This window comes from Cloacibacterium normanense, from assembly GCF_002943105.1.
Taxonomy (GTDB): domain Bacteria; phylum Bacteroidota; class Bacteroidia; order Flavobacteriales; family Weeksellaceae; genus Cloacibacterium.
Map to the genome: position 1 here is coordinate 128053 of NZ_PTPZ01000003.1, position 23260 is coordinate 151312.

Annotated in this window: 22 protein-coding genes; 11 read left to right on the forward strand and 11 right to left on the reverse strand. The window is 33.3% G+C overall.

Annotation, left to right across the window (positions count from 1 at the left end; genetic code table 11):
- The first annotated feature begins 28 nt into the window (after positions 1-28).
- The 6 genes from C3729_RS06055 (at position 29) to C3729_RS06080 (ending at position 7251) form a co-directional block, all read left to right on the forward strand.
- Positions 29-1633 (forward strand): beta-N-acetylhexosaminidase, encoded by a 1605-nt coding sequence (locus tag C3729_RS06055; protein WP_104793334.1) that lies wholly within the window; start codon positions 29-31, stop codon positions 1631-1633.
- On the forward strand, positions 1634-2617 hold the full coding sequence (locus C3729_RS06060) for an isoaspartyl peptidase/L-asparaginase family protein (protein WP_104793335.1): 984 nt from the start codon (positions 1634-1636) through the stop codon (positions 2615-2617).
- 56 nt (positions 2618-2673) lie between these two features.
- Entirely contained in the window at positions 2674-3330 is a 657-nt protein-coding gene (locus tag C3729_RS06065; protein WP_104793336.1) for a copper homeostasis protein CutC, read from the forward strand.
- A 108-nt stretch (positions 3331-3438) separates the two neighbouring features.
- Positions 3439-4479: a glucokinase gene (gene glk / locus C3729_RS06070; RefSeq protein ID WP_104793337.1), complete on the forward strand. Its 1041-nt coding sequence runs from the start codon at positions 3439-3441 to the stop codon at positions 4477-4479.
- Positions 4480-4509: 30 nt separating this feature from the next.
- Positions 4510-6639, forward strand: a complete 2130-nt coding sequence (locus C3729_RS06075) for a S9 family peptidase (protein ID WP_104793338.1) — start codon at positions 4510-4512, stop codon at positions 6637-6639.
- A gap of 18 nt (positions 6640-6657) precedes the next feature.
- Complete coding sequence (locus tag C3729_RS06080) at positions 6658-7251, forward strand: hypothetical protein (RefSeq protein WP_104793339.1); 594 nt, start codon at positions 6658-6660, stop codon at positions 7249-7251.
- A 169-nt stretch (positions 7252-7420) separates the two neighbouring features.
- On the opposite strand, the gene C3729_RS06085 is transcribed toward C3729_RS06080, so the two are convergent.
- Entirely contained in the window at positions 7421-7699 is a 279-nt protein-coding gene (locus C3729_RS06085; protein ID WP_104793340.1) for a type II toxin-antitoxin system RelE/ParE family toxin, read from the reverse strand.
- Complete coding sequence (locus C3729_RS06090) at positions 7700-7948, reverse strand: DUF2281 domain-containing protein (protein WP_104793341.1); 249 nt, start codon at positions 7946-7948, stop codon at positions 7700-7702.
- Positions 7949-8029: 81 nt separating this feature from the next.
- Between C3729_RS06090 and C3729_RS06095 the strand changes: the two genes are divergently transcribed.
- The 5 genes from C3729_RS06095 (at position 8030) to recG (ending at position 15798) form a co-directional block, all read left to right on the forward strand.
- Positions 8030-9685: a peptide MFS transporter gene (locus C3729_RS06095; RefSeq protein ID WP_104793616.1), complete on the forward strand. Its 1656-nt coding sequence runs from the start codon at positions 8030-8032 to the stop codon at positions 9683-9685.
- A gap of 102 nt (positions 9686-9787) precedes the next feature.
- Positions 9788-11293 (forward strand): peptide MFS transporter, encoded by a 1506-nt coding sequence (locus tag C3729_RS06100; protein WP_104793342.1) that lies wholly within the window; start codon positions 9788-9790, stop codon positions 11291-11293.
- 73 nt (positions 11294-11366) lie between these two features.
- Positions 11367-12878 (forward strand): peptide MFS transporter, encoded by a 1512-nt coding sequence (locus tag C3729_RS06105; protein WP_104793343.1) that lies wholly within the window; start codon positions 11367-11369, stop codon positions 12876-12878.
- A gap of 18 nt (positions 12879-12896) precedes the next feature.
- Complete coding sequence (locus C3729_RS06110) at positions 12897-13433, forward strand: thioredoxin family protein (RefSeq protein ID WP_104793344.1); 537 nt, start codon at positions 12897-12899, stop codon at positions 13431-13433.
- 271 nt (positions 13434-13704) lie between these two features.
- Positions 13705-15798 carry an ATP-dependent DNA helicase RecG gene (gene recG, locus C3729_RS06115; RefSeq protein ID WP_104793345.1) on the forward strand — a complete coding sequence of 698 codons (2094 nt, stop codon included), beginning with the start codon at positions 13705-13707 and terminating at the stop codon, positions 15796-15798.
- Positions 15799-15866: 68 nt separating this feature from the next.
- Here recG and C3729_RS06120 read toward each other — a convergent pair whose 3' ends face one another.
- From C3729_RS06120 to C3729_RS06160, 9 genes are all read right to left on the reverse strand, one after another.
- Positions 15867-16841, reverse strand: coding sequence for a cytochrome b/b6 domain-containing protein (locus C3729_RS06120; RefSeq protein WP_133159945.1), 975 nt, complete (start codon positions 16839-16841; stop codon positions 15867-15869).
- Positions 16842-16923: 82 nt separating this feature from the next.
- On the reverse strand, positions 16924-17316 hold the full coding sequence (locus tag C3729_RS06125; protein ID WP_104793347.1) for a hypothetical protein: 393 nt from the start codon (positions 17314-17316) through the stop codon (positions 16924-16926).
- 89 nt (positions 17317-17405) lie between these two features.
- The gene (locus C3729_RS06130; protein ID WP_104793348.1) at positions 17406-18503 is read right to left on the reverse strand and encodes a VIT1/CCC1 transporter family protein; all 1098 of its coding nucleotides are present in this window, start codon (positions 18501-18503) and stop codon (positions 17406-17408) included.
- A 10-nt stretch (positions 18504-18513) separates the two neighbouring features.
- Positions 18514-19818, reverse strand: a complete 1305-nt coding sequence (locus C3729_RS06135; RefSeq protein WP_104793349.1) for a DUF3570 domain-containing protein — start codon at positions 19816-19818, stop codon at positions 18514-18516.
- Positions 19819-19848: 30 nt separating this feature from the next.
- On the reverse strand, positions 19849-20067 hold the full coding sequence (locus C3729_RS06140) for a DUF4266 domain-containing protein (RefSeq protein WP_104793350.1): 219 nt from the start codon (positions 20065-20067) through the stop codon (positions 19849-19851).
- A gap of 2 nt (positions 20068-20069) precedes the next feature.
- A complete protein-coding gene (locus C3729_RS06145; RefSeq protein WP_104793351.1) occupies positions 20070-20990 on the reverse strand; it encodes an FAD:protein FMN transferase in 921 nt (306 codons plus the stop codon).
- Between the two features lies 1 nt (position 20991).
- The gene (locus C3729_RS06150; RefSeq protein ID WP_104793352.1) at positions 20992-21435 is read right to left on the reverse strand and encodes a thioredoxin family protein; all 444 of its coding nucleotides are present in this window, start codon (positions 21433-21435) and stop codon (positions 20992-20994) included.
- A gap of 66 nt (positions 21436-21501) precedes the next feature.
- Positions 21502-22635 (reverse strand): efflux RND transporter periplasmic adaptor subunit, encoded by a 1134-nt coding sequence (locus C3729_RS06155; RefSeq protein WP_104793353.1) that lies wholly within the window; start codon positions 22633-22635, stop codon positions 21502-21504.
- Between the two features lie 51 nt (positions 22636-22686).
- Positions 22687-23253 (reverse strand): cytochrome b/b6 domain-containing protein, encoded by a 567-nt coding sequence (locus C3729_RS06160; RefSeq protein WP_104793354.1) that lies wholly within the window; start codon positions 23251-23253, stop codon positions 22687-22689.
- Between the last annotated feature and the right edge of the window lie 7 nt (positions 23254-23260).

A 23260-nucleotide genomic window follows, 5' to 3' on the forward strand; every position in this document is an offset into this window, starting at 1 on the left:
TAATTTTTTAAAAATAATAAAAATCGCCATGAATTTTCTAAAAAGTTTTTTGATTCTTTTTTCAGTCGCTTTATGCACTCCGAAATTTTATGCACAAGAAAAATTACCGCTCATTCCTTATCCACAAAAAGTTGATTTTAATGAAGGTTTTTTTAAAATTCCGAAAGATTTTAAAGTAAATTTAGATTTACCATTGCGTGAAGCAAATAAAATATTTTTTGCATTCAATTTATTTAATAAATCTAAAATTATTTTTAAAAAAGGTACTAAAAATAGTCAAATATCTTTTGGATTGTTACCTCCAAAACTTGAAAATAGAGCTAAAGATTATTATGAGATTAAAATTTATCAATCAGAAATTATTATTTCAAGTGAATCAGAAGAAGGTAGATTTAATGGCATAAATACGCTCTTTCAACTCATTAATTTTTATGAAAAAGAAGGAAAAATTCCTTGCATGGAAATCACAGATTCTCCAAAATTTCAATGGCGAGGAATGCACCTAGATGTGGCCAGACATTTCTTCACAGTAGATGAAGTGAAAAAATACATCGATTATCTCGCGATGTATAAATTCAATACATTTCATTGGCATCTTACAGACGATCAAGGTTGGAGAATTGAAATTAAAAAATATCCAAAACTCACAGAAATTGGAGCGTGGAGAAATGGTTCTATGGTTGGGAAATACAGCGATAATACATTTGATGATAAAAGATACGGCGGTTTTTACACACAAGAACAAATAAAAGAAGTGGTGAAATATGCAGCAGAAAGACATATTACGGTAGTTCCAGAAATAGAAATGCCGGGACATGCTGTTGCAGCAATCGCTTCTTATCCAGAATTGGGTTGTACTGGGAAACAAATTGAGGTAGAGAAAAAATGGGGCGTTTTCGAAGATGTTTTTTGTCCAAAACCCGAAACTTTCACTTTTTTAGAAAATGTTTTGGCAGAAGTAATGCCGCTTTTTCCATCAGAATATATTCACATTGGTGGAGATGAATGCCCAAAAGAAAATTGGAAAAAATGTGCTCATTGTCAAAATTTAATTAAGGAAAAAGGCTTAAAAGATGAACATGAATTGCAAAGTTATTTCATTCAGAAAATTGAAAAATTTGTAAATGCTCATGGAAAGAAAATCATCGGTTGGGACGAGATTTTAGAAGGTGGATTGGCTCCCAATGCAGCGGTGATGTCTTGGCGTGGAACCGAAGGTGGAATTGCGGCGGCTCAACAAAAACATTTCGTGGTGATGTCTCCCGGAGAATTTTGTTATTTCGACCATTATCAGAATAATCCTGCCACAGAACCTATTGCTTTTGGTGGTTATACTTCGGCTGAAAAAGTATATTCCTTCAATCCAATTCCAGAAAAATTGAAAGATGACGAGAAAAAATATATTTTGGGAGCTCAAGCGAATCTTTGGAGCGAATATATTCTCGATTTTAAACAAGTAGAATACATGATTTTCCCAAGAATGATGGCACTTTCTGAAGTTTTGTGGGGAACGAATAATGATTTCAATGATTTCAAACTGAGATTTCAAAAAAATGCTAAAACTTTAGACAAACTGAAAGTGAATTACAATAAAGAATCCATCAATCAACCGCTTAAAAATCCGTACAAATAAATGGCTACCAGAAGAAAATTTTTGAAAAATGCAGGAATTTTATCTGCAATATTGGCTTTAAATCCTTTAAAAGCCGAAGAAATTCTTCCGAAAAATAAAAAAATCAGAAAACCAGTCGTGCTTTCGACTTGGAGATTTGGTATTCAAGCCAATGAAGAAGCGTGGAAAGTCCTTTCAAAAGGAGGAAAAGCTTTGGATGCTGTAGAAAAAGGCGTAAGATTGGTAGAAGACGACCCGAATGAAAGAAGTGTAGGTTACGGAGGAAGACCAGACAGAGACGGAAGAGTTACGCTAGACGCTTGTATTATGGATGAAAAAGCGAATATTGGTTCGGTGGCGTCTTTAGAACATATCAAAAATCCAATTTCTGTAGCCAGAGCCGTGATGGAAAAAACGCCTCACGTCATGTTAGTTGGCGATGGAGCTTTGCAATTTGCGGTCTCTGAAGGTTTTGAAAAAATAAATTTGCTTACACCAGAATCCGAAAAAGAATGGAAAGATTGGCTCAAAACATCAGAATATAAACCTGTGGTAAATATAGAAAACCATGACACAATTGGCATGATTGCGCTTGATGAACACGGAAATCTTTCTGGAGCGTGTACTACTTCTGGAATGGCGTTTAAAATGCATGGCAGAGTGGGAGATTCACCAATAATTGGAGCGGGACTTTTTGTAGATAATGAAGTAGGCGCTGCAACTGCAACTGGTCATGGTGAAGAAGTGATTAGAACTTGCGGTTCACATTTGGTGGTAGAATTAATGCGACAAGGAAAATCTCCTCAACAAGCGTGTGAAGAAGCAGTGAAGAGAATTTATAAGAATTTTGTGAATCAAAACCGAAATGTGAAAGATACTCAGATTGGTTTTATAGCCATCAACAAATTTGGTGAAACAGGTGCGTTTTGTTTGCAGAAAGGTTTTAATTACGCGGTTCATACTCAAGAAAACAATGTTTTAATTGATGCCAAAAGCTTAATTTAGAATTTTTAAAAACGCAATCTTGAATCTAGGTTCTCGATTCTCAAATCTAAAAATATATGTTAGAAATAGCTTGTTTTAATAAAGAATCTGCCGTTATTGCGGCGAAAGCTGGAGCAGATAGAATAGAGTTTTGTGCAGATTTTCATTTGGGCGGAACCACTCCTGATTTAGAAGATTTCAAAAATTTAAAAAAGGAAATAGATGTACCTATTTACGTGATGATTCGTCCGAGAGGTGGAAATTTTTTCTATTCAGATGAAGGTTTTAGTTTGATGAAACACCAATTGCAAAATTTTTATAACGCTGGAGCAGATGGTTTTGTTTTTGGGATTTTAGACCAAAATGATGAGGTAAACGAAGAGCAATGCAAGGAACTTATCCAATTTGCAAAAGGAAAACCTTGTACTTTTCATCGTGCTTTTGATAGAACCAAAAATCTAGAAAAATCACTGGAAAAGCTTATTAATTGTGGTTTTTCTACCGTTTTGACTTCTGGTGGAAAATCTAATGTAGAAGAAGGCAAAGAAATGCTCCAAAAATTAGTGGAAATTTCTGCCGGTAGAATAGATATTTTGTGCGGTGGAGGTTTGCGTTCTTCTAACCTTGTTGAGATTAAAAATTTCACTCATGCAAAGAGCTTTCATTCGTCTGCAATTTTGGAAGGAGAGGTTGCGGATTTTCACGAAATAACAAGACTAAAATCATGTTTTTAGGGCGTTTTCTATGAGGTTTAAATTGCTGAAAAGCCGTACTTTTAGGGGAATTTTTTTCAAAGCAATTTTATTAAAATTAAACAACACAATATTTAAAATTTTCACACTATGAAATTTCCGCTTTATTTACCACAAATCGAAAATCCAGCAAACAATAACCTTTCAATTCTAGCAGCAGATGTAGGTGGAACCAAAACCAATATTGCACAATTTGTTTCGCAAAATGGCAAAATGGTTCTTCAGTTAGAAGAAACGTATACCACCAATCATTATAATTCTTTGACCGAAATTATTCTTGATTTTATCAAAAAAAATAATTTTGAGAAGCCAGACAGAATTTCTATTGGTGCTGCAGGTCCTGTAGTAAACGGAACTTGTCACACCACCAATATAAAATTTAAAATAGATGTAACAGAACTCAGTAGAGACCTACAAATAGATAAAGTCTATCTAATTAATGATTTAGAAGCTACGGCTTTTGGAATGACAGAGATGGATGATGAATTTATGGTGACCATGAGAAACGGAAATCCTTCTATCGGTGGTCATATTGCTATTTTGGCTCCAGGAACAGGTTTAGGCGAAGCTTGTCTTTTCTGGGACGGAAAATATTTAAGACCAATGCCTTCTGAAGGTGGCCACAGTGAGTTTGCGCCGAGAACAGATGTAGAATTTGAATTGGTAAAATTTTTGCAAAAAACCTACGGCGAAATCATCGTTTGGGAAAGATTGGTTTCTGGACCAGCTATTTACAAAATATACGAATTTTTGAGAGATGTAAAAGGCTACGAAGAACAAGCTTGGCTTACCCAGAAATTAGCAGAAGCTAAAGATAAATCTGCCGTAATCAGTGAAACTGCAATGTCTGGATTATGTACCACTTGCGTTTTGGCTATGGAAATGCTGGTAGATTTTATGGCGAGAAGAGCCAATAACATGGTGCTGAATTATAAAGCAACAGGGGGATTAATTTTAGCAGGTGGAATTCCGCCAAGAATTTATAACTTTATCAACAAAGATAAAATAGAAGAAAGCTTCTTAAAATGTGACGAAATGGAACCGCTTTTAGCTGGAATTCCTATTTACTTGAACCTAAATAGCAAAACAGCATTGTATGGAGCGGCATATTATGGAGCTTTTTTTGAATAATAACATTTAGAAAAATTTAAAAATTAAGGAATGAAGAAATTGTTTTTAACATTAGGTTTCTTGGGAATGATGCATTTTGGCTTTGCTCAAGAAATTACTCTAGAAAAAATCTATTCGGGTTACTACCGCGGCAAAAACATTGCGGGAATCGCTTCTCTTAAAAATGGAGAAAACTATGCCGTAATCGAAAGAGGCGGTATTGCAAAATATTCTTACAAAACCACTGAAAAAGTGGGCAATATTGTAGACGGAAGTTTTGAGAGTTATATTTTTTCTGATGATGAATCAAAAATTCTTTTGCAAAAAGAATCTGAGCCTATTTATAGACATTCATTTTTAGGGAAATTTGATGTTAAAGACCTTACTTCAGGAAAAATAATCAGTCTTAATAACGGAAATTTTGTTCAAGAACCTAAATTTTCACCTAATGGAAAATTAGTAGCTTTTATTTCAGACAATAATTTATTTTATCAAGATTTAGCATCTGGAAAAATAACTCAAATTACCAATGATGGTAAGAAAAATTCAGTGATTAATGGATTGGGAGATTGGGTTTATGAAGAAGAATTCGGACATGCAGATTTCTATCAATGGAACAAAGGAAGTGACGCCATCATTTTTGTAAGATTTGATGAATCGCAAGTTCCAGAGATGAACATGCAGATGTATAATAAATCGCTTTATCCTACAGATTATCGTTTTAAATATCCAAAAGCTGGAGAGAAAAACTCAGAAGTTTCTGCACATTTATATCAGGTAAATTCTGGTAAAACTATCTATTTAGATTTGGCAGGTTTCGAGAATTATTACATTCCACAAGTTTTTAGCACGGCTAAAAATGATGAGGTAGCGATTGCAACTTCCAACAGACATCAGAATAAAGTAGAAATTTTAAAAATTAATACTGCTTCTGGAACCGTTTCTAAATTATTAACCGAAACAGACCAAGCTTGGATTGACACCGATAATCTTACGTTAGAATTTTTAGAGGACAATTCATTTTTATGGGCTTCAGAGAGAAGTGGTTTCAGACATTTGTATTGGTATGATGCGAAAGGAAAACTGAACAAACAAGTAACCAAAGGAAACTGGGAAATCACTGATTATTATGGTTTTAACCCAAAAACGAAAGAAGTTTTCTTACAAACAACCGAGAAAGGAAGCATCAATAAAGTAGTTTCTAAATTTAATATTTCATCAGGGAAATCTGTATTGCTTTCTCAAGCGGAAGGAAATAACAGAACAGATTTTTCTAAAAATTTCCAATATTTTATTGAAACCAATTCTACTGCTAAAAAACCATTCACTTATACTTTAAAAGATGGAAACGGGAAATTTGTGAAAGAATTGCAGAATAATGATGCACTTTTAAGCAAATTAAATGCAGATAATTTGGTTACCAAAGAATTTATGATGATTCCGAATGAAGCAGGAGACCAAATGAATGCTTACATCATGAAACCGAAGGATTTTGACCCAAATAAAAAATATCCACTTTTCATGTTCCAATATTCAGGGCCAGGTTCTCAGCAAGTTTCTAATTCTTGGGACGGTGGAAACGGACTTTGGTTCAATCATTTGGTGCAGAAAGGATATATCGTAGTTTGTGTAGACGGTCGAGGAACAGGTTATAGAGGTACGAATTATAAAAAAGTAACCTATAAAAATTTAGGAAAATACGAAATAGAAGATCAAATTGCTGCTGCAAAATGGTTAGGAAATCAATCTTATATTGACAAGTCTAGAATTGGTATTTTTGGGTGGAGTTATGGTGGGTATATGGCAAGCTTAGCCATGACAAAAGGTGCAGATGTTTTCAAAGCAGGAATTGCGGTAGCGCCAGTTACCAATTGGAGATATTATGACAGCATTTACACCGAAAGATTCTTGCAAACGCCACAAGAAAATCCTGAAGGTTACGACCAGAATTCACCTACAACTTTTGCGAAATTACTAAAAGGCAAATTCCTTTTGATTCACGGAACAGCAGATGATAACGTACATTTCCAAAATTCTATGGAATTTTCTGAAGCGTTAATTCAAAACAATAAACAGTTTGAATTTATGGCATATCCAGACAAAAATCACGGAATTTATGGCGGTCAAACCAGACCTCAATTGTATAAAAAAATGACTGATTTTATTTTGGAGAATTTGTAAAAAAAAATTAATTAAATTATGAGAAAAATATTTGCCTATTTATTTTTGATAGTTTTATTAACTTCTTGTATTGCAAATACAAAAATGTCCTTATCATCAAGCTATAAAGATGAATTTATTTTGAATAAAAGTAAAAAATATTTATTTATTAAAAATAATCTTCATACAAATGATTTGTCATTCATTAAAACTGTTGATAATGATTTCAAAAATATTTTTGGTGAAAATATGTATGTAAAAAATTCTTTACTAGAATTTGATAATGATAGGTTTGTTAGGGTTACTGATGGTTTTGTTGATATTATGAAAGAAAATTATTCTGAAGAGTTCGATTATTTAGTAATCTTAAGATTTATGAGAAAACCTGAAAACAAAGATGATCTTGACAATAAAATCATAAAAGTAAAAATAGATGATGTTTCAAAAACTAGAGTTTATCATACAGTATTACAAATTGTCGATTTAAAACAAGGAAAAATTGTTTATTCTAAAGAAGCTATTTCTGATTATAAGAAAAATTTCAGTACTGGAATTACAACAACTCCTCTTAAACAACTTTATGACACTTATGATCATTTGCTTAAAGAGTTTAGAAAGAAGATTTATAATTAGATTTTTAAGTTTTTTGAAAATTTGTAAAATGACGGATTTTATTTTGTAGAATTTTTAGAATTAGGAAGTCAGAAGACGAAATATAAACATCAATAGGAGCGGACTTTAGTCCGCTTTTTTAGTTTAAAGTTTCATTAGCTTTAGCTAAAACTTATTAAATTTCGAATTTTTAGTAGCTATGAAGGCTTCTATTATCTATAATTGAGATGAAGAAAATTGTATGATTTACTTCTTGATAAATTAAAGAATTATTTTCATCTATTTTGCATTTTCTGAAACTTAGAAGTTTAGATTTTGGACAAATTTCTTTGTGTGATTTTAACCTTTCAATCAGTTCGTCAAAATTATTTTCAAATCTTTCGATTTCTTTTATTGTCCAGTTTTCTAGTAAATAATCTAAAACTTTTAAATAGTTTTCTAGAGTTTCTTTAGACCAAACAATTTTCATTTAAATGGCTTTTGATTGAAGGTAATTTCTAATTTTTTGTTTGGCTTCTTCATGCGAAATGATGTTCCCATTTTCTATATCTGAAATTCCTTTTTCAATAGATTTTTTTTGAGTTTCAGATAATTGATTTGCCCAATCTTTATCTAAGTATTTCTCCTTCAAGAAATCAATATAGTCATTCACATTCCCTAAAAGTTCTTTGGGAAGTGTCTTTAGATTTTTTTCTAAATCTTTTATTGTGATTTCCATTTTTTTAGAATTTATTTTTATCAAAGTTAGAAAAATTTTTCATTCCATTTAAAAAACTTATTTTTGGGAAAAATAAATTTTATGAACAATAAACATCCAAAAGGTTTACCGTATTTGTTCTTCACGGAAATGTGGGAAAGATTCGGGTATTATTTAATTTTAGGAATTTTTGTATTATATCTTATTGAGCCAGAAGGAATGAGAGGAGGATTAGGTCTTCCTGATAAAATGGCAGATGATATCTTCGGGACTTATATTGCTCTTACTTATCTTACTCCATTTATCGGTGGTTTCTTGGCAGATAGAGTTCTAGGATACGTGAAATCTATTTATTTGGGTGGTATTTTGATGGCTGCAGGTTACATTGGGATGGGCGTTTTCAAAGATTTACCACTTTTTTATACTTCTTTAGGATTAATTATTGTGGGGAATGGTTTCTTTAAGCCTACTATTTCTACACTTTTAGGAAATCTTTATTCAGACGAAAAATATAAAGCCAATAAAGATTCTGGTTATAACATTTTCTACATGGGAATTAATATCGGTGCTTTCATCTGTAATATTATTGCTGCGTTTATGCGTAATAAATTCGGTTGGGGAGAAGCATTTATCACCGCTGGAATCGGGATGTTGGTAGGTTTAGTAGTTTTCACAGTAGGAATGAAACATTACAGACAGGCTGCAGAAATGAAGCCAGTACAAGAAGGAGATACCAAACTTTCTGAAATTTTGGTTAAAGTATTCTTACCTGCAATTATCGCTGGAGCAATCGGTTGGTTCTTACCAGGAGAAATCTTCGGAAGTGATAGTACAGATGCGTTTATTTTTGCATGTATTCCTGTTATTTATTTTTATGTTTCTCTTTATTTCAAAGCGAATCAGAAAGAAAAACCTGCGATTGGAGCATTGTTGTCTATCTTTTTAATTTCGATGTTTTTCTGGGCGGTTTTCAAGCAAAACGGAACAGCTTTAACACGTTGGGCAAATTATTATACCGATAGAAGTGTTCCTGCATGTGTAGAGAAACCTTTGGAAGATATTTATATGGTTGATGGAAAAGACTTCAAAGACAAGGAAGTTTCTGTGTATGATGACCAATATCAAACCCAAAAAGGAGAAGACGGTAAAACGTTAAAAACGCAAGGAAAAGATATTTATTTCAGAAATATTAAACCTGAACAAAAAGCACAATTAGAGCAAAATCCTTCCCAAAAAGTGTTTCTATACAATACAGAATTATTCCAATCCATTAATCCATTTTGGGTAATTGCGTTAACGCCAGTAATTGTAGCATTCTGGGCCATGCTCAGACGAAAAGGAAAAGAACCTTTAACTCCAACTAAAATTGTCTTGGGATTATTTATCTCTGCACTCTCTTGTTTGGTGATGGTTTTAGCGGTTTATGCTGGTGACAATGGAGCCGTAAAAGTTTCACCATGGTGGTTAGTTGCAAGTTATGGAGTGATTACGGTGGGGGAATTATGTTTATCACCGATGGGACTATCTTTCGTGTCAAAACTTTCGCCAGCGAGAATCACCGCTTTAATGATGGGTGGTTTCTTCTTGGCCAATTCAGTAGGAAACAAACTTTCTGGAATTTTGGCAAGTACTTGGTACAGCTATGACAATAAGATGAATTATTTCTTGGTAAATTTTGCTTTACTCATTTTTGCGACTTTACTAGGAGCATCTATGCTAAAGCGTTTGAATAAAATTATGAAAGACCAAGGTCACTAATTAAGAAGATATAAGTCAGTACTTTTAGTGCTGACTTTTTTATTGACTAAACCAAAAAAAAACTATATTTGCTAGTCTTAACAAAAAATTAACAATAAAAATATGGATACAGCACAACAAAAAGGACATCCTAAAGGATTATACCTTTTATTCATGACTGAAATGTGGGAACGTTTCTCTTACTACGGTATGAGAGCAATTTTTATCTTATACATGACGAAAATGCTTCTTATGCCAGATTCTGACGCTTCTAATATCTACGGAAGTTATACAGGTTTGGTATACTTAACACCACTTTTGGGAGGTTATCTTTCTGATAGATTTTTAGGAAACAGAAGAAGTATAGAAATTGGAGGTATATTAATGGCTCTTGGTCAGTTTGCGATGTTTTTTAGTGCTTCAGCTTCAGGTGGTGCTGCTATTTCATTAATGTGGGTAGGTCTTACTTTACTCATCATTGGAAACGGTTTCTTCAAGCCAAATATTTCTACAATGGTAGGTCAGTTGTATCCAAAAGGAGACAGAAGAGTAGATGCTGCATTTACAATTTTTTACATGGGAATTAACTTAGGAGCATTCTTCTCACCATTAATTTGTGGAACTTTAGCTGAAAAAATAGACTTCAAATGGGGCTTTTTAGCAGCTGGAATCGGGATGATTATTGGTTTGATCACTTTCGTAGCTCAAAAAAATAAACTTTTAGTAGATGCAGACAATAACCCTATTGGAATGCCTACACAGAAATTTGGCGTAAAACAAATAGGAATTGTAATCGCAGCTACCGCTTTGATTTTCTTCTTAATGAATTTCAAAACAATGTTCAATAGCGAATTAGATATTATTGGTTATTTAATTTACGGAGCGATGATTGCCATGCCGCTTATTATTTTAACAGATAAATCCCTTACAAAAGACGAAAGAGACAGAATTATGGTGATCTTCATTCTAGCATTTTTCGTGATTTTCTTCTGGGGAGCATTTGAACAGGCAGGAGCTTCGCTTACTATTTTTGCAGACAGACAAACAGATAGAACTTTATTCGGTTGGGAAATGCCAGCATCTTATTTCCAATCTGTAAATCCATTAGCAATTATCCTTTTAGCACCATTATTTTCTTCACTTTGGTTAAGATTAGGAAACAGAGGATTAGAACCTACTTCTCCTAAAAAAATGGCGATTGGTTTATCTTTAGTTGCTCTTGGTTATGTAGTAATCGCATTTGCAGTTTATGGTTTAGGAGCAATGGATAAAGTATCTATGTTCTGGTTAATTGGTCTTTATGTGATTCACACGATGGGAGAACTTTGTTTATCACCAATTGGATTATCAATGGTTTCTAAACTTTCACCCGCTAGATTTTCATCATTATTGATGGGAACTTGGTTCCTAGCAAACGCAGCAGCCAATAAATTTGCAGGAACACTTTCAGCATTAATTCCTGGAGGTGGAGAAGGTGGAGAAGGCGCTGCTACTACCTCTTTCTTAGGTTTCCAAATTGCTAATTTATTTGATTTCTTCTTAGTATTCATCGTAATGTGTGGAGTTGCAGCAGCAGTTCTATTCGTGATGAGTAGATGGTTAGAAAAGAAAATGCACGGCGTAAATTAAAATTATCATAAAACTCACTAAAACCTCTGCAATGTCAGAGGTTTTTTTTATTTTCGTTACATAAATTTTTACAATGGAATTAACTCTCGAACAAATTCAAGATTTTAAAGGCAAATATCCTCGCCAGATTTGGTCACTCTTTTTCTCTGAAATGTGGGAACGTTTCTGCTTCTACGGAATGCGCGGAATGCTTGTGTTCTTCATGATTTCTCAACTCAATTTCGGAGACGAACAAGCCAATCTTCAATATGGAGCTACTCAAGCTTTTGTGTACGCTTTTACTTTTGTGGGCGGACTTTTTGCTGATAAAATCCTTGGCTTTAGAAAATCTTTATTTTGGGGAGGTTTACTGATGATTGTTGGGAGTGTTATTTTATCTATAGATCCACATCAGTTTTTCTTTCTAGGAATTGCTTTTACCGTTATCGGAACAGGATTTTTTAAACCGAATATTTCTACCATGGTAGGAAAACTTTATAAAGCGGGAGATTCTAGAACAGATGCAGGTTTCTCATTGTTTTATGCAGGAATCAACTTAGGCGCTTTATTGGGAGGTTATTTTTGTATTGCTATTGGGAAAGGCGAAATGTTTTCTAGTTTTATTCCAGAAGATAAAAGATGGAACGTTGCTTTCAGTTTGGCGGCTATTGTTATGGTGGTAAGTTTGGTAAATTTTATATTTACTCAAAGAAGATTAGGACCTATTGGTTTACAGCCTCAAACATTAAATGCAGATGGAACTTTTTCACCTATGGCAAAATGGAAAGAATATGGAGTTTATGTCCTTTCTTTGGTTTTTGTACCAATAATTATGACGATGGTTTCTATAACCGAATACACAGATTTATTCATGTATATTGTAGGTCCATTGACGCTTATTTATCTATTCTATGAAATGACAAAGGTTACTCCTGCCGAAAGAAAAAAATTGTGGGCGGCTTTGGTTTTTATTATTTTCTCTATTATTTTTTGGGGAATTTATGAGCAAAGTGGTGGTTCTTTGAGCATTTTTGCTGCGAATAATTTGAACAAAGACTTACTAGGATTAGACCCGAATGGAGTGAACAATTCTGGAGGTGCATTTTTCATTATTTTCCTAGCACCAATTATTGGTTTATTATGGATTTGGCTAAGTGAAAGAAAATTGGAACCCAATACTTTAATCAAATTCGGTTTAGGGTTTATCTTTTTAGGATTAGGATATTATGTGCTTTTTGCGACTAAATTTTTCGCGAATCTTCAAGGGATAACTTCTCTGAATATTTTCACAATTGCTTTATTGGTCATTACTTTTGGCGAATTATGCTTATCGCCAATTGGTTTGTCTATTATGACGAAACTTTCTACTGAAAAGTTACAAGGAATGATGATGGGAATGTGGTTTTTGGCTTCAGCTTACGGACAATATGTTGCAGGAATTATTGGCGCAAACATGGCTTCAGCAAAGGAAGGTGCAACCAACTATGAAAAACTAATTACTTACACAGAAGGATATAAAGATTTAGGAATCTACTCTTTAGTAGCTGGTTTGGTACTGATTTTGATATCTCCTTTTGTGAAAAAATTAATGCAAGAGGTTCATTAACCACATAAAAACTACTGTATGAAAACTACTTTATCGATGTTATTTCTTTGGGTATTCAGTTTTTCCTTTTCACAAGTGAATTGGATGACGATGGAACAAGCGTTAACTGCTCAAAAAACCAATCCAAAAAAGATTCTCATCGATTTTTATGCAGATTGGTGTGGACCGTGTAAATTGATGGACAAACAGACCTATTCACATCCTATTATTTCGAAATACATCAATGAAAATTTTTATGCCGTAAAATTCAATGCAGAAGGCAATCAGACGGTTAATTTTTACGACAGAGTTTTTACCAATCCAGACTTTGCTAACAAGGCAAAAAGCAAAAATGCAATGCACCAGTTCGCGAAGTTTATGAATGTCAATGGATATCCTGCTCTGGTATTTTTAGACGAAAATGCTCAACCCATAACCAATTTGATGGGATTTTTCTCTGCTAAAGAATTAGAACCTTATATAACTCTATTTTCTAAAGGCGAATATAAAAATATCAAAACCCGTGAACAATGGGAAAACTATCAGAAAAAATTTAAATCCAAGATTAAAGAGTGATTCGAGTTACGAGATACGAGTTGTGAGTTTTGAGAAATCTTTGCAAGAAATTAAATAAAGAAGCAATCTGTGGAAATTTATCAATATTTTCATCAATAGAAACGGACTTTAGTCCGTTTTAGAAATCATAAAAATCAATTTGGCTTTAACCAAAACATAATAAAAAGGACTTTCATTATTGAAGGTCTTTCTTTTTTAGTTTTGAACAAATTTCCTTAATTTCACATCGTAAAACTCAAATCTCGAATCTCGAAACTCGTAACTCAAAACATTGACACTTGAAACTTCCATAGAATTTCTGAAAGGAATTGGTACAGAACGTGCCAAGTTGATTGCTAATGTATTAGATATTAGAACAGTGGAAGATTTTCTGCATTTTTTTCCGATAAGATATTTAGATAAATCGAAAGTCTATAAAATTGCAGACATTAAGGAAGATAATTTAGAAATTCAATTGAAAGGCAGAATCACAGAATTGCAGGAAATCACTTATGCTAAAGGGAAAAAACGACTTTCTGGGAAATTTACAGACGGAACAGGAACACTGGATTTAGTTTGGTTTCAGTATTCTAATTGGATGAAAGAACAGATTCCCGTAAACCGAGAAATCTATATTTTTGGGAGAGTTCAGGAGTTTAACCATAGTTTTTCGATGCCGCATCCTGAAATTGAATTAGAAGATAAAAAATCGGCAGAAGAAAGACTCAGACCTATTTATCCAAGTTCAGAAAAATTGACGAAACGTGGACTAAACCAGAAGTTTTTTCAAACGGTTCAAGCCACTATCATTTCGCAGATTCCAAAGTTGATAGAAGAAAATTTGCCAGTCTCTATCATGAAATCTCTGAAACTCATGAGTCGTCAACAAGCGTATCTTAACATTCATTTTCCACAAAATGCAGATTTTGCCAAACATGCAGACAGAAGATTAAAATTTGAAGAAGCGTTCTTTTTCCAGTTGGGTTACGGTCTCAAAAAAAATTACAACAAAAGTTTTACGATTGGGAATCCTTTTCCGATAGTAGGCGAAAATTTCAACAATTTTTACGAAAATTTCCTTCCTTTTGAACTCACCAATGCTCAAAAAAGAGTGCTGAAAGAAATCAGAAATGATTTAAAAAAGCCTATTCAGATGAACCGATTATTGCAAGGTGATGTGGGTTCTGGTAAAACGATGGTGGCACTTTTAGCGATGCTTTTAGCCATGGATAATGGTTTCCAAAGTTGTATGATGGCGCCTACAGAAATTTTGGCAACTCAACATTTTAATTCGATTGCAGATTTATTGAAGGAAACGGATGTTAAAGTAAGATTACTCACAGGTTCTACTAAAACCGCCGAAAGAAAAATCATTCACGAAGAATTATTAAACGGTGAACTTTCGATTTTAGTAGGAACTCACGCGGTTTTAGAAGATATTGTTCGGTTCAAAAATTTAGGATTGGCAATTATTGATGAACAACATAGATTTGGAGTAGCACAACGTGCAAAACTTTGGGCTAAAAATAAAATTGCACCGCATATTTTGGTAATGACGGCAACTCCGATTCCTAGAACTCTAGCGATGAGTTATTACTCCGATTTGGATGTTTCGGTAATTGATGAAATGCCTGTTGGTAGAAAACCGATTATCACAGCTCATAGAAGAGAAAAAGATAGAAATTCTGTCTATGGTTTTGCCAAAGAAGAAATTGCCAAAGGCAGACAAGTGTATTTTGTATATCCATTAATTGAAGAATCTGAAACGCTGGATTATAAAAATTTGATGGAGGGTTTTGAGCATATTTCAGAAATTTTTCCGCTTCCAGATTATAATACCACTATGCTTCACGGGAAAATGAAACCCGATGAAAAAGATGCAGCCATGAATTATTTTGCCAAAGGAAAAGCAGATATTATGGTCGCAACTACCGTAATAGAAGTAGGCGTAAATGTACCGAATGCTTCGGTAATGGTGATAGAAAGTGCTGAAAGATTTGGTCTTTCACAGTTGCACCAGCTTCGTGGTAGAGTAGGAAGAGGAGCAGAACAAAGCTATTGTATTCTCATGACGGGCGATAAACTTTCCACAGAATCTAGAAAACGCATCAAAACCATGTGCGAAACCAATGACGGTTTTAAAATTTCTGAAGTCGACATGCAATTGCGCGGTCCTGGAGATATTCTGGGAACTCAACAAAGCGGAATGGTAGATTTTAAACGCCTAGATTTGGTAAATGATGGCAATATCATAAAAGCAGCAAAAGAAACCGTAGAACATTTGCTAAAAATAGACGGAAATTTACAATTTCCAGAGCATCAGAGCCTTAGAAATTACTATGTAAAACAATATAAAGGGAAAAATAAATGGGGAAAAATCTCTTAATTTTTTAACCAAAACTTAATAAAAATACCGATGAAATTTTCATCGGTATTTTCTATTATTTTTTAAAATTAATCATCATCTTCATCATAATCATGATGTTCTCTTTTTATGTGATGATGTTTAGAATGTTCTTCATGTTCATAATATTCACGCTCATCATTACTGTTTTCGGTGTAATATTGTGAGTTTTGTGCATAACTCTGGATAGAATTACTTTCTGTATTCACAGTAGTATTAGTCTCAGTTTGTCTACTGCTAGAAGCCAAACTGGTTCCATCTACATTGCTTCTGTTTTTAGTCAATTTCACAATGAGATTCATTGGTGATTTTTCAGAATTTTTGTCAGGGTAGAGCAGCGATTCCCATTCATCTTCTTCCTCATTTTCTCTTTCATTACCTCTTTCATTTACAGGTAAACCGAAAGCAAGGTAGAATAAAATCATCGGTACGCCTAACCAAATTATAGAGAAGATTTTATGAAAAGCATTTGTTTTTGAAGCATCTGCTTGTACGTTTTTGTATCCTGTGAAGATAGAACCCAAAGTTCCTGTTTTTCTGTGAAAAATAGTGTCAGCAAATATTCCTGCTAAATGTGCAAATACAAGAATTAAGAATAGTTTTGCACCAATTTCGTGGCCTTCTTCTACCATTTCTTCAGTAAAAGTAAATCCTAAAAAATGTGCAGATTCTGTAGCCCATAAATAACCTGTAAATGCTGTGAAAATTCCTAAAAACATCATAGAAAACATCACTAAAGATGCTAAAGGATTATGACCTACATACGTTTGATTTTTAGAGAAATAATTTTTAATGAAATCTATTTGTTTAGAAATTCCCATTGGGAAATCTTCAAAATTAGAATATTTTGGACCGATAATTCCGTAAAGAATTCTGAAAAATAAAATTCCACCAACTAATGCTCCAAAAGCATAGTGGTAATTCATTTGCCATTCATTTTCGCCGGTGATATAGGCTACGGTAAATCCTATGGCTAAAAGCCAGTGCGAGATTCTGGTCGTCAAAGACCAAGTTTTTGTTTTCATTTTCTTAAATTTTAATGTAATATGAATGTGAGGAGTATCTTTTTCTTTTTGAAAAAAGATAAAGTTGATGTAAATCAAAAAATTACATTAAAATTTCTGGTGGTTGAAAAATAGAATAATGAAACTCAGAAATGAAATCGTTTTTATAAATGAAAAAGTTCTTATTTTCTATAAATAATCTCTTGGGAGTTTCGATTTTTAAAACATTAAGTGATTCTACTACAAAAACGATGGTAGAAAATTGAGTGAAATCTATTTGTTTGAAAGGAAGTTTCTGATCTTGAGCATAATCATTATCCATAACATTTCCACTGAAATAGTGGTGGTTAAGAAAATTAACCAATGAAAATTCACCATTTTCTATCCTATGTTTTACAATATGCTCTACCAAATTAGGCAACTTGAAAACTTGTCTAAATTCTTGAAAGGAAAATAGATAAACAGAAATGAATAATATGGAAATAAATTTTTTCAACTCAGTATTTTAGATACAAAAATTAGGCTAAAGTTAAATTTTATCAAAAATAAAGTGATTCATTTTCACTTTAGCCATTAATTTTATGATTATCCTATAACGGAAACGCCAATTAATTTACCGATTCCGAAAGTGATTGCTGCTGCTAATAATCCGAAAATAACTTGTCTGAAACCAGAATACCAAATGCTCTTTCCTGTGAAAAGAGTAATAGCAGAACCTATTAAAAATAAACCAACAGAACTGGAGATAGCGCTGGCAATAATTGCTGGAGTTCCTCCTAAAAAGAAAAACGGGAAAAGTGGTAAAATTGCTCCAATTGCAAATAATACGAATGAAGAAATTGCGGCTTCCATGGCAGAACCTTTTAGTTCTTCGGAGTTGATTCCTAATTCTTCTTTTACCAAAAACTGATGTGCAGAATTTTTGTCATTCATGAGGTCTATTGCCATTTGTGCGGCTTGATCAGCAGGAATTCCTTTCGCTCTGTAAATCAATTCTATTTCTTTTAATTCTCCTTCAGGGTTTACTTCTAATTCGTCCATTTCCAGAGACATTTGGTTTTCGTATAATTCTTTGGAACTCTGTACCGAAATCCATTCTCCTAATGCCATGGAAAGCGAACCAGCCAAAAGCCCAGCTAAACCTGCAAGAAGTACTTCTTTTTGTCCGCTACTTGCACCTGCAACTCCCATAATTAATGAAAAGTTAGAAATTAACCCATCATTTCCACCTAAAACAGCTGCTCTAAGTGCGTTTCCGCCAACAGAACGATGTCTTTTTTCAAAACGAGAAAGTGCATTTCCTCCAATTTTAGGATTATTTTGAAGAATATTTTCTAAAATTTTCACGTGTGCGGTATCTGAAATAGATGCTTGAGTTTTTGTATTAACTCTGGCTTTTCCAATAGAGCTAGACAATGATTTTTCGGTATCCATTAAAACCCCTAAAACATAATCATATCCTAGAATTCCTCCAATTTTTTTAAGAATTTTTGCTCTTGTAGAAGGTTTCGGCATGTCTTTTTCCGTGAGTCCTACTTTCTGTAAAAATGCTACTGCGTGAGATTTTTCGATGGCAGACATTTGTGAAAAAATATCTTTTACGTTTTGGTCTTCTTCTTTCTCTGCTAATAAACCGTACAGAAAAGAAGCGTCTACTTCGGTTTGGATGTTTTTTAAGTTCATTTTGTGATGGTTATTTAAAGGTTATAGCAAATGTAAGATTATGTGCTGATAAACCTTCACTTCTTTTATAAAAACTATATCTGAAATCTACACTTTTAAAAAGCTTAGATTCTAAAGGTAAATAATGAAGATTTAACCCAATGTTTTGGCTATTGAAACTAGATAAATCATAGTCTGAAGAATAATATTTTTCGCCAGGATTGTGCTGTCCGTAAGGTTTAAAATAATCATTGCTGGTCTGATGATGATATCTGTAAAAAGGACTTAATGAAACAAATGGCGAAATTTTTATCGGGATTTCTAATTGTGCAGTATGTGCTTTGATTCCCCAATCATCAAAGAAATAACGATAATATGTTCTGAAAATAAATGTTTCGCCCAAGAAATAATTAAGTCTCATTCCTAATGGGATTTTCATTCTTTGCATAGGCAATTTTTCGCTGGAAACCGTATTATTGGTAAAATAAACTCTGTTATAAGGAATAGAAAGCAAACCATCTTGAAATGCAAAATCTGCCAACAATGAAACTTGTAATCTTGGATTGATAATTTGAGAATACGCAAAGTTTACACTATAAGAATTTTTATTCCAAAGTTTGTAATTATCATCACCTCCTTCATGTTCGTCTTCGTCATCATCAGCTTTTTTGTTGTTTACTCCTGTATTAACTGGTCTAAGTTCTACTGGTAAAATTTCTAGTCTTTGGTCAAAAAATGCCATTGCTTTTACACTGAACTCAGCATTATTATCTTGAGACGCTTTTACAAAAGAAAGTTCACCACCAATGGATTGATAGTCAAATTCTCGGGAATAGTAAGCTCCAATTCCATAAGTAGTATTTCGTTCTAAATTTTTAGCAAAATAATTAATAGAAGGATAAATTCTCCATCCTACAAATTTAGAAGAAGCACCAGTAACTCCGCTAGTTCCACTAGAAGCAGCAGTTTTGGCACTTATTTTTCCAGAATATATATTGGTAGGGGAACCATCTGGAACATTATTAATTAATTTGGTAGAAGCAGAAGTGTGATGGTCTACTGCTACAGCAACGTCTAGTCTATGTTCATATTTTTGACTGTTTTTAAGTAATCTTACCTGTATAGAATTAGAAATATTGGTCAAAGCTTCATCGCCTTTTCCTCCACCAATGGAAGAGTGTTCACCTTCTTGAGTGTAATATCCTGATACAAAGTTAATTTCGTCAATTTTCAGTTTTCTCGCTTCGTAAAGTGAGTCTTTTTCTTGTGCTTTTGATTTTCCAAAGAAACCAAAAGTGATGGCTAGTAAAAGTACGGATACTATGCTTTTTTTCATCGTTAATGATTGTATAGATTCGTAATTTACTTAGTTGCAACCGCAACCGCCACCGTTTTTTCCACCATCTGCACCAGAAGCTGCTTCTCTGTATAAAAGAAAATTATTTTCTGTTTTTGCAGATTTTTTGGTAGAAAGTTGCATTTCACTATCGTTCACATAGTTTTTTTCGTATTCTTTTACAGAAACGCAGTTTTGCACCATTATCGAGACGAAGAATAGTGCAAAAAATACTTTAATAGAGTTCATTTTTATATGATTTTGATGTTTTCTGAGTAATAAATATTGTTATCATCATCTATGATGATGCATTCTATATCTTTCATTTGATTAATCAAAGAAAGTCCAGCTTTTATGCCCATAATCGAAATAGGTGTTGCGAAAGCATCAGAAATTTCTGCGTTTGGACTAATTACTGTTACGCTTTTAATTCCGTGAATAGGAAATCCTGTTTTTGGGTCTATGGTATGCGAATATTTTTTGCCATCAATCATCACGAATTTTTCATAATTTCCAGATGTTGCGATGGCTAAATCTGTTACTTCAAGGGTAGAAAATGGCATTCCTGAAAAATCAGGATGAGCAATTCCTATGGTCCAAGATTTTCCGTTTTCGGGGATTCCCCAACAAGATAAATCTCCTGAAGCATTGATGATTCCTGCTTTTACGCCAAGACTTTTTAGTAGATTTTTGGCTTTTTCTGCAGCATAGCCTTTTCCAATGCCTCCAAAACCAATTCTCATTCCCTTGTTTTTGAGGAAAACGGTTTTGTACTCTGCATTGAGTTCTATATTTCTGTAATCAATTAAAGCGATGCTTTTTTGAGCCAAATCTTCATCTGGAAGCGATGTCATTTCGGTGTCAAAATTCCAAAAACGCTTATCAATAGAGCCGTAAGTAATATCAAAAGCACCTTGAGTAATTTCAGAAATTTTCTTAGACCTTGCGATAATTGAAAAAGTTTCATCACTCACTTTTACTGGTTTTATTCCTGCATTTTCATTGATGAGATTGGTTTCGCTGGTAGATTGATAAGTAGAGAGTAATGCTTCTATTCTAGAAATTTCTTCTACCGCTTTTTTTAGAAAAAAATCTGCTTCTGCATCTGTTTTGGCTTCTACAGTAATTTCAAACCGATTTCCCATCAAAAGTTGGGTCAGTTTTTTTTGCATGCTATTTACCAGTAGATTGATTAATTTCTTGAATCATCGTATTTACAGTCGCATTATCAAAACCTTCCCAAGTTTTTAGAATTTTGCCATTAGCATTCAATAAGACCATTTTAGGAAAAACGCCTTGTTTATTGTAAATGCCTGCTAATTCTTTGTTTCTTGTAATAATATCAGCACTTAATTTCCCTTTTTTTCTAGGGAAATCTGCTTCTACATAGACTAGATTTTTAGAAATATACTCTTGGAAAATAGGGTCATCAATCACTTTTTTTTGCAACTTAATACATGGGATGCACCAATCTGAGCCTGAAAATTTGAGTAGAATACTTTTGTTTTCCTGTTGAGCAGCGTCTTTAATTTGCTGAAACTTGCTAAATTTTTCTTGTGAAAAAACGAATAGGCTGAAGAGTAGTAATATGCTGAATATTACCTTTTTAGTTCTCATTTATTTAAATTTTTAATTGTAACGTTGTAAATTGTGTAATTATTATAAAAATGTTTTAGAAAATATTTATTCTTCTACATTTTTAAGTCCCATCAATAGATAATATGCTCCTTTCGTTACAAATTTCTTGTTTTTAGCCTTTTCGTCAAGGTTCAAAATTTCTGTTCTACCATTTTCCGAATTTCCTATGGTTACAAGAAACATTTTATAGGTTTTTGGTTGTACTTGTTCAAAAATATATTGTTTGCCTTCCCAAGTAACTACTGCATCGTCTGGAACAGTGTTACCGGTTTCAGTTTGGGTTTCTACTTCTGCATTCATGTAAGTTCCAGGGATTAAACTCTTATCATATTCTATAAAATGACAATGAATAATCACAGATTTGTCTGGCTGAAAATCTCTACCAATTAAAATAACATTAGCGGCGTATTTTTTATCAGGATTTTGATTGGTATAGGCAAAAACTCTTTGGTTCAAAGCAATTTTATTCAAATCTTTTTCAAAAACCTTTAATGCAAGATGAATATCTCCCGTGTTTACTACGTCAAAAAGTCTTTCTGTAGGCGAAACATATTGTCCCATCTTCACATTTACACTAGAAATATACCCAGAAACAGGTGATGTAACCGCAACACTTCTTTTGATGTTTCCAGCGTTCAAGTTATTTGGATTTATTCCAAGAGCTCTCAGTTTTTCGGCCATTCCTCTCATCAAAATATTTTGATTTTGAGCTTCAGTTTGGGCGAGTTGCATCGCTTTATCTGATGCGGCTTTGCTTTGATTTAATTCACTTTGTCTAGCATAATCTTTTTGTGCGTAACCTAAATTAGATTTTGCCAAAAGATAATCCTGCTGCAACTGAACAATCTGTGGATCTTCTAAAACAGCTAAGGTTTCGCCTTTGTCTACGTGCATTCCTGGCATATGACGAATAAAACGCACATAACCACCACTTGGTGCAGAAACGCTTGCTAAATTCTGTGGCGGAACATCTATCGTTCCATTTAATATAATTTTTGCTGAAATATCTTCGTATCCTAAATTTCCTGTTTCTATACCCGCATTTTTGATTTGGTTATCGTTGAGTGTAATTTGGTTTTCAGCGGCTACTACTTCAAATTCTTCTTTGGCAGTTTCTTCTTTTTTGCCACAAGAAAAGAGTAGAAGCGTTATCGTTATAATTGAAATTATTTTTTTCATTTTTGATTCATTTTTTGCTTAAAAAAATTAAAATTTTCATTTGATTAAGGATTATTCTCCTCCAATCATTTTAGAAACAATTCCTTTTTTGTTCGTGAATTCTGCAATGGTAATTCCTACAAAATGAAGGACGATGAATCCAGGCATCCAATAAATGGCTAGTTTGTGAATTTCTTCTGCTTTTTCTAAAATATCTTCTGCTGCTAATTCAAACTTTAGCATCATACCAGTTGCAGCTTCTACCGCCACTAAAATGTAGAAAATAAAATAAATAGTTCCTTGGAATTTTTCTTTTCCAGAAGCCGTTTTAGAAAAAGGATTAGGGAATTTAATGCCTTTTACCAACATATAAATTATCCTTAAAACAAAAGCAAAAACGAGTACGTAAGCAAAGTTAACGTGCCACTCAAACATTGGATTGATAATGGATTTTGCAATAGCACGAACGCTTTCTTCTGGTAATTCTAAACCTTTAGCAGTAAGTTCGTTATTGATAGCAGCAGAAATGGTTTTTCTGCCCATCCAATACATTCTTAAAAATCCAGTGGCTAATAATACTAACATTGAAATTGCGATAACCCAATGTATAATTCTATGTGTTGCGGTAAATTTTTTCATCTTTTAA

Excerpts from the sequence above, each read along its gene's own strand:
- C3729_RS06160 (WP_104793354.1), bottom strand. The coding sequence starts at position 23,253 with ATGAAAAAATTTACCGCAACACATAGAATTATACATTGGGTTATCGCA.
- glk (WP_104793337.1), top strand. The coding sequence starts at position 3,439 with ATGAAATTTCCGCTTTATTTACCACAAATCGAAAATCCAGCAAACAAT.
- C3729_RS06100 (WP_104793342.1), top strand. The coding sequence starts at position 9,788 with ATGGATACAGCACAACAAAAAGGACATCCTAAAGGATTATACCTTTTA.
- C3729_RS06135 (WP_104793349.1), bottom strand. The coding sequence starts at position 19,818 with ATGAAAAAAAGCATAGTATCCGTACTTTTACTAGCCATCACTTTTGGT.
- C3729_RS06075 (WP_104793338.1), top strand. The coding sequence starts at position 4,510 with ATGAAGAAATTGTTTTTAACATTAGGTTTCTTGGGAATGATGCATTTT.
- C3729_RS06140 (WP_104793350.1), bottom strand. The coding sequence starts at position 20,067 with ATGAACTCTATTAAAGTATTTTTTGCACTATTCTTCGTCTCGATAATG.
- C3729_RS06065 (WP_104793336.1), top strand. The coding sequence starts at position 2,674 with ATGTTAGAAATAGCTTGTTTTAATAAAGAATCTGCCGTTATTGCGGCG.
- C3729_RS06110 (WP_104793344.1), top strand. The coding sequence starts at position 12,897 with ATGAAAACTACTTTATCGATGTTATTTCTTTGGGTATTCAGTTTTTCC.
- C3729_RS06090 (WP_104793341.1), bottom strand. The coding sequence starts at position 7,948 with ATGGAAATCACAATAAAAGATTTAGAAAAAAATCTAAAGACACTTCCC.
- C3729_RS06060 (WP_104793335.1), top strand. The coding sequence starts at position 1,634 with ATGGCTACCAGAAGAAAATTTTTGAAAAATGCAGGAATTTTATCTGCA.
- C3729_RS06150 (WP_104793352.1), bottom strand. The coding sequence starts at position 21,435 with ATGAGAACTAAAAAGGTAATATTCAGCATATTACTACTCTTCAGCCTA.
- C3729_RS06145 (WP_104793351.1), bottom strand. The coding sequence starts at position 20,990 with ATGCAAAAAAAACTGACCCAACTTTTGATGGGAAATCGGTTTGAAATT.
- C3729_RS06055 (WP_104793334.1), top strand. The coding sequence starts at position 29 with ATGAATTTTCTAAAAAGTTTTTTGATTCTTTTTTCAGTCGCTTTATGC.
- C3729_RS06130 (WP_104793348.1), bottom strand. The coding sequence starts at position 18,503 with ATGAACTTAAAAAACATCCAAACCGAAGTAGACGCTTCTTTTCTGTAC.
- C3729_RS06155 (WP_104793353.1), bottom strand. The coding sequence starts at position 22,635 with ATGAAAAAAATAATTTCAATTATAACGATAACGCTTCTACTCTTTTCT.
- C3729_RS06085 (WP_104793340.1), bottom strand. The coding sequence starts at position 7,699 with ATGAAAATTGTTTGGTCTAAAGAAACTCTAGAAAACTATTTAAAAGTT.
- C3729_RS06095 (WP_104793616.1), top strand. The coding sequence starts at position 8,030 with ATGAACAATAAACATCCAAAAGGTTTACCGTATTTGTTCTTCACGGAA.
- C3729_RS06105 (WP_104793343.1), top strand. The coding sequence starts at position 11,367 with ATGGAATTAACTCTCGAACAAATTCAAGATTTTAAAGGCAAATATCCT.
- C3729_RS06120 (WP_133159945.1), bottom strand. The coding sequence starts at position 16,841 with ATGAAAACAAAAACTTGGTCTTTGACGACCAGAATCTCGCACTGGCTT.
- C3729_RS06080 (WP_104793339.1), top strand. The coding sequence starts at position 6,658 with ATGAGAAAAATATTTGCCTATTTATTTTTGATAGTTTTATTAACTTCT.